3 protein-coding genes are annotated in these 2019 nt (G+C 64.8%); 1 reads left to right on the top strand and 2 read right to left on the bottom strand.

Annotated elements, in window-relative coordinates; all coding sequences use genetic code 11:
* On the top strand, positions 1-395 hold a 395-nt coding region (locus tag ON44_RS33780; RefSeq protein WP_040698131.1), incomplete at its 5' end, for a C40 family peptidase.
* A gap of 18 nt (positions 396-413) precedes the next feature.
* Here ON44_RS33780 and ON44_RS33775 read toward each other — a convergent pair.
* Both ON44_RS33775 and ON44_RS33770 read right to left on the bottom strand, forming a co-directional pair.
* On the bottom strand, positions 414-1589 hold the full coding sequence (locus ON44_RS33775; RefSeq protein WP_245567445.1) for a lytic transglycosylase domain-containing protein: 1176 nt from the start codon (positions 1587-1589) through the stop codon (positions 414-416).
* Between the two features lie 17 nt (positions 1590-1606).
* Positions 1607-2019 (bottom strand): transglycosylase SLT domain-containing protein (locus ON44_RS33770; protein WP_040698128.1); only part of this gene is annotated, 413 nt, incomplete at its 5' end.

Raw genomic sequence — 2019 nt, 5'->3', positions numbered from 1 at the left:
GGGAATACACGGCGGCAAGCGGCAGCGGCGCCACCACAGCGGCCGCGCAGCAGGCGGTTTCCGTGGCGATGGCCCAGCAGGGCGATCCGTATGTATGGGGTGCGGAAGGTCCGGGCTCGTTCGACTGCTCCGGGCTCATGCAATACGCGGCAAGGGCCGCCGGAGTCAATATTCCACGAGTGGCGGCGGACCAGTACCGCCAGCTGCCCAAGGTCAACCCCGCCGACATTCGCCCCGGCGATCTGATCTTCCCGGATTCCGAATTCAACAACGGCAACCCGGGCCACGTCATGATGTATATCGGCAACGGGCAATGCGTCGAAGCGCCGCGCACCGGTCTCAACGTCCGTGTAAGAAGCCTGCCGAGCAGCTATCACGCCAGCCGCTGGAGCTGATCCGAATCCACTGCGGATTCAGTAGCCCACGTACCCGCCGCCGTGGTGCAGTTTCACAATGCCGGGCACATTGGCGACCGAGCCGTAGCGATCGATCGCGTATCGCACCCCGGCGATGATGTTGTCCACCGGATTCCAGATATCGCGATGTCCGGGCAGGGCGTGGGCATTGAAGGTGGAATCGATGGTCTGCATCAAACCCTTGGAGGGATGTCCGGCCGCGGCATTGCTGTCCCAGCCGTTGATGGCGTGTGGATTGCCCGCTGATTCGTGCTGGATGATCGCCGCGATATCGGCCGGGTTGATCTGGCTGATGTCATAGCCGTTCTGGCGCAGGATCTGCATGGCCGAGTTGATCCATTGCCCCACTTCACCGCTGGGCTGCGTGCTCGGCGGGCCACCGCTGGCAGCGCGCGAATACACCTGCGGTCTGGATCGCCCGGAGTCCTGGACATACCGATTGGCCAGTGCGGCAATCTGTTCAGCCGAAACAGTCGCGGCCGACTGCCCATTCCCTAGCACCGTCCCGGCCCGCTGCAAGGCATCACCGAGTGCGACCATCACCTGCCGTTGGGTCGCGGCGGAATTTCCCACCGCACCAAGGGCGGTCAGCGCGGCATCGGCCTCGGCGATGATCGAAGCAATCGCCGCCCGCCCCTGAATGGTGTTGTCGGCGGCACCGCCGAGAATTCGGCCGAGTTCGGCGTTCAGGTTGCCCAACGCATCGTTCTGTTGGCTCCTGTTCTGACTGCTGGCCGAATACTGCGAGCCGAACGCGCCGTCCCAGAGCACCGGTCCGGTGGGTGCGCCGTTGCCGACCATCGGCGGCGCGTACGATCGTCCGGTGTCGGAACTCGGTGTGCCGCCGCCGTATTGAGCGGATATCGATGCCAATGCGCCCATCGCCGCAGCGGCCAGCGGACCGGCACCGGCCGCGGCGGCGGCCAGATCCGATCCGTCGCCGAGGGCCGAAGTGGCCGGCGGAGTGGGCAATCCGGGCACAGGGCTCGCCGATTGGCCGCGCAATGCGGTGGCTGCCGAGCCGGGTGCGGCAAGCGTAGCCGCACCAGCCGACGGCAGCGGCGCCGCGCGCGCCGCATTTCCCCGAGCCGGCGCGGCGGAATTGCGGCGCGGCTCCGAGGTCGCGACCCCAGCGCGGGTGGCCCGGGCATCATCGACGCTCGGTTCCGGCACCTCCCGCTCCGACGGCATCAGTACCCCACATACGCCTGGCCGTTGCGAAGTGCCTTGATACCCCGCACGTTGTCGATCGATCCGTACTGGTCAAGGGCGTAACCGATGCCGGCGGCAATATTGGCGACCGGATCGTAGATATTCCCGGAAGTTCCGGCCACATGATACTTTTGGAAATTCGAATCCAAGAGTTGCATCAAGCCCTTTGTGGGAGTTCCCGCACGAGCGTTGCTGTCCCAGTTGTTGATTGCGTTCGGATTCCCGGTCGACTCGTTCTGAATGATGGTCGCGATGTCGTTCGGATTTATTTCGCTGATGTCGTAACCTGCGCTGCGCAATGCCTGCAAAGCCTGTTGAATCCAGCCGCCTACGGTACCGCCTACGGTCGGATAGGCGCTTCCCCCGCTGCTGCTTGCGGCTGAGTATCGCT

It is taken from the genome of Nocardia vinacea NBRC 16497 (genome assembly GCF_000308835.1).
GTDB lineage: Bacteria > Actinomycetota > Actinomycetes > Mycobacteriales > Mycobacteriaceae > Nocardia > Nocardia vinacea.
This window is presented reverse-complemented; position numbering and strand designations above follow the sequence as displayed.